General features: G+C 42.8%; 4 protein-coding genes. All 4 read left to right on the top strand.

Going from position 1 to position 3791, the window contains the following annotated elements:
- Window positions 1–902: DnaB-like helicase C-terminal domain-containing protein (locus AC2FA3_RS09420; protein ID WP_490509351.1), on the top strand; the 902-nt coding region annotated here is incomplete at its 5' end.
- Window positions 903–904: 2 nt separating this feature from the next.
- The gene (locus AC2FA3_RS09425) at window positions 905–1297 is read left to right on the top strand and encodes a hypothetical protein (protein ID WP_490509352.1); all 393 of its coding nucleotides are present in this window, start codon (window positions 905–907) and stop codon (window positions 1295–1297) included.
- Between the two features lie 192 nt (window positions 1298–1489).
- The gene (locus AC2FA3_RS09430) at window positions 1490–2050 is read left to right on the top strand and encodes a hypothetical protein (RefSeq protein WP_490509353.1); all 561 of its coding nucleotides are present in this window, start codon (window positions 1490–1492) and stop codon (window positions 2048–2050) included.
- 360 nt (window positions 2051–2410) lie between these two features.
- Window positions 2411–2617: a hypothetical protein gene (locus AC2FA3_RS09435; protein WP_490509354.1), complete on the top strand. Its 207-nt coding sequence runs from the start codon at window positions 2411–2413 to the stop codon at window positions 2615–2617.
- The last annotated feature ends 1174 nt before the right edge of the window (window positions 2618–3791 follow it).

The following is a 3791-nucleotide window of genomic DNA, read 5'->3' on the forward strand; positions in this document are numbered from 1 at the left end:
AGGAGGTTTATAGCGTTGAAGACATGATGAAAAATCTAGTTGAGCGCATGGCATCCGCGAATGCAGGGATAAAAACTTATTTCGAGCTTGGCTTTCCAGAGTTAGATAAATTAATGAAGGTGCGTAAGGGGAATTTGGCGGTCATTGGAGCACGCCCAAGCATGGGTAAATCACTGCTAGTCATGAACATACAAGCCCACTTAGCTAAATTCGTAGAGGGTGTGTCGGTATTCTTTAGTGTTGAGATGGAACAGGGCGACTTGATGGACAGGTTGACCGCATCGGAAACAGGCATACCTATTGATGCGATTATTGAATGTCGTATGACCGAGGATCAACAAGCAAGTTTTCAGAAGTTTGCAAGCAGCCAAAAAGATATGCGTTTACAGGTGGTAAGAAAAACAGGCTTAAGCGTTGCACAAATCAGAATGCACCTGAATAGATTGAAAAGAGAGTACGGCAAGATTGCATCGGTTGGCGTTGATTACCTGCAAATCATGGATGGCTTAAACGATGAAGACTCAGTGAGCAAGATAGGTGCTACTACAGCAGGGCTTAAAGCGATTGCCAGTGAGTTTGAATGTCCGGTATTTCTTTTGGCGCAGCTTAACCGTGATTTAGAGAAGCGACCCAATAAGCGACCAGTCATGAGTGACTTACGCGGCTCAGGTGCAATTGAACAGGACGCAGATCAGATTGCTTTCATCTACCGCGAAGATTACTACAAGCAAAAAGACGGTAATCCTGATTTAGATGGTATGGCAGATATTATTTTATCTAAGAACCGTAACGGCAAGACGGGCGTTGTCAGATTGGCTTTTGAGGGGCACATGGGACGATTCAGCAATCACATGCCATATCACGATAGTTTTAATGATGTGCCGGACTATGGGAGTCGATGAGCATGAGTATTATTAAATTTGAAAGGAAAGGAAACGAAGCTGTCACCCCATGCGAACACACCCACATGAATATTGACAAGGTTAATAAAACGATAACGTGCAGAGATTGCAACGAGCCAGCAAACCCTTTTGATGCACTCATGGATTATTCAGACGCGCTTGATGACCACAACGAAAGTTTGGATGCGTATCGAGATAGGTTGAATGAATATCGAGAGAGATTGGAGCGGGATGCAGCACGAAATCAGATAGTCGCTCGCAGATTGGAAAACCGAAAAAGAACCAAGTGCCATCATTGCGACAAGATTACCAATATCAATATTAAAGAACCAAAGCTCTCTGATATTAATGCAGAAATTGCAAAAGGGGTGAGTTTAGTTGAAAGCCGATATTAAGCGAGTCACGCAACAAGCATTTGAATTATGACACGCTACGCTATGCGATATCGCCAATTTAAGCCCGAACAGAGTTTGTGCGGCAAATATAGCATAATTGATAAGAGCGCACCTTAGAACGCAACAGAGAGCATTAGAGGTTTTGGCGCATATCGCTGAAAGTAGCAAGTCCATACATGAGAGGGTTGAAAAGTGATTAGTGCAATAAACAGAAGGTTTGGCACAAGCCAGCGCTTAGAGCTTACCAATGGTGAGTGGATAAGAAATGGCATGGGCGCCAAGACTGTCAACTTTAACGTCGGTCATGGCGGGCCAGCTCCACCGGTCAATTGGGAGGATAGATCGGCGGCTGTTGCTCTTATCAAGAGTCACCAGGTTAAGGCGATGGCAAGCCTACTTGTTTGGGGTAGTGATGCAGCATGGGACCGAACCCAGTTCTTTGATACGGTCGTCAGTCACCTATCAACCCTGATGATTGAGCGCTGTGAGTGTGATGGGCAGGAAGCGCCAAGTAATCACTCTATTGAGGAAATGGCGCGTCTAATGGCCCGCATGACGCTGCATTTTGAAATGTACCAGTTATGGACGGTTTATACGGTCAAAGGCCAGTTATTTTTTAGCGGTATCGATATGCCAGCAGGGACATACAGCCAAAAATGGAGTGGCTATAAAAACAAGATGCTTGATGATTTAGAAGACTTGGCGGCATTAGTCGACGCTGAAATTTCAGAGTATCGGTTTAATTTGAATTAGACGATCCAATTACGACCCGTTATTAAGTCATAAGGTAAGATGATGAAAAACAATATAAGAATAACTGCTTTTTTACTTGATGTGGCATGGCTATCTAAAAAATAAGCATTAAGCGAGGTGACAAATGATTGAACAAAACGACAAAATCGAAGGATTGAATCCAGATGGATTTACCACAATGGCCAATGTTGCAAAATTGTATGATGTGAGCACATCGACTTTACGAAGATATTGGACAGACGAAAAGTTTCCAAAACCAATACTATTATTCAGCAAGAATTATTTTAGGAATAGTGACCTGCTAGAATTTAACAGAAAACTTAGCAATCACCCTTGAATGAGATGTGGGAAATAGCAGCCATGTATAAATCAGAGCAATCACGACACGCAATTAGAGATATTGACCCTAGCATTAATACCGACTGGTTGGAGATGCTTACCGTTGATACTGATAACGCAGAGCTAACCAAAGATGATAATGCACAGATGACCAAATCATTCATCAGAGGGCTGATGGCAGCTAAGGCGGTTGGCATTGAGCTGCTAGATGACTTAGAGCTGTGGTAGTCAAAATCTCCATAATTATAGACAGGGTATAGACGGATTATCAGGGCGCAATGTGCAAGCCCTTACGCTTAATGATTGCAGCCCATCGCAACCAGTTGCAGCTACTCGATACCGTCAATAATAATTGATGTTGACCACGGTCCGTATGGATGACAGGCGATAATTGCAGGAGGTTTTTACAGTCCATAAAAAGGGTCGTCAAAACACTGGATGGACAGGCTCAAAATTAAGCGAATCAGGAAGTAAAGTTATAGGTATAACGGAAATCATGACACCCTTGTGGTAAGCGAAAAACCTGAATTCTTCGAGTCCATAAAAAGAGCACGAAATAAGCAACCCAAGATAAGACAAAGCAAACTTGCCTAATGATTTAGATAACCCATAGGTGCACCAAACATGCCAGCAATTGCCACCGCGCCAAGCCTTAGTCGATACTCAAAGTTAAGCATATCAAGCTATCGTGACCAGTTGAGACAGGGTGATATTGATAGCTTTAGGGCTGATTACGCTTACCGCGGTAAGTCATACAACTACAGCGTTAAACTATCAAAAACCCCGTGCAATTATGGCGGTCATCGTTATTGGTTTAATTGTCCCTCATGCTCGAGACGCACAAGCGTTCTATATTGCGTTGGTAATTACGTTTGCAGGCATTGCACACGGGCTTCTTATGGCTCACAGCTAGAACAACCTATTGATAACTTATACAGGCGCTTGAATGCGATTAGAGCGCAGTTAGGCTGGCAAGATGGTATTGCTCATGGCATGGGTGAACGACCTAAAGGAATGCACCGAACCACGTACCATAAAATAATTTGCGAATATATGAACCTGATGGATAGATTGTTAGGAGTACATCGTAAAATGCTTAACATTCAACCTTGCCCGCATTTCAAATGACAGCAAGTTACCCGTTATCAATTATGGTTTAAAGCAGTTTGAGGGTAGCTAAAAAAAGTATAATAAAGTATAGCGATGGATGTGATCTAAGCGCTATTTAGGTTTACTTAGAGATACGAGGAGGCACTTATGGCAGCGCTGAACACTAAGGTGAAAGCTTATATCGTGAGATGTCTTGCTACCTATATGACGCCATCGGGTAATCCCCCCACTAAATAAGAACACTTAGAAATAGAGATTAACTGCTAAAATATATCAGCAGGAGAATCCTATG

This window comes from Janibacter sp. CoH_79_TC_3 (assembly GCF_058197955.1).